The 479-nt window shown below is 34.7% G+C and carries 1 pseudogene; it reads right to left on the reverse strand.

The features are described 5' to 3' along the window. Nucleotides 1-112: 112 nt before the first annotated feature. Nucleotides 113-451, reverse strand: a pseudogene (tnpA, locus tag CPJCM30710_RS17470) (IS200/IS605 family transposase); the annotation flags it as partial. Nucleotides 452-479 lie beyond the last annotated feature (28 nt).

Below are 479 nucleotides of genomic sequence, written 5' to 3' on the forward strand. Positions count from 1 at the left end.
CCTAGTCTGCTTAGAACCTTCAAATTACTTTGAACGCACCGACTAGTAGGAATACCCGAAGATGAACGGGAAATGCTTTAGCATAATTCAGATGACCCCTCTAAGGTCGCACATCAACATAATATCCCCTGCACCAAAATTCTCTATTACGATACTTAAACTTCATATTTCCCCATTTCTCATATATCATCAAACTACTTTTCCCTTTTAGAAAACCCATAAAACTTGAAACACTCATCTTGGGTGGTATTTCTAAAAGCATATGTACATGGTCAGGACATACTTCTGCCTCTATTATATTCACACCTTTCCATTTGCATAATTCCCTTAATATTGCTCCTACTTCCAACCTTTTATCTTCATAAAATACTTTTCTTCTATACTTTGGTGCGAATACTACATGATATTTGCAGTTCCATTTTGTATGTGATAAACTATGTATATCATTCATTTCGAATGTCCTCCTTTTGATTTTTAAT

The sequence above is a fragment of the Clostridium polyendosporum genome (genome assembly GCF_018332455.1).
Classification (GTDB): domain Bacteria; phylum Bacillota; class Clostridia; order Clostridiales; family Clostridiaceae; genus Clostridium_AY; species Clostridium_AY polyendosporum.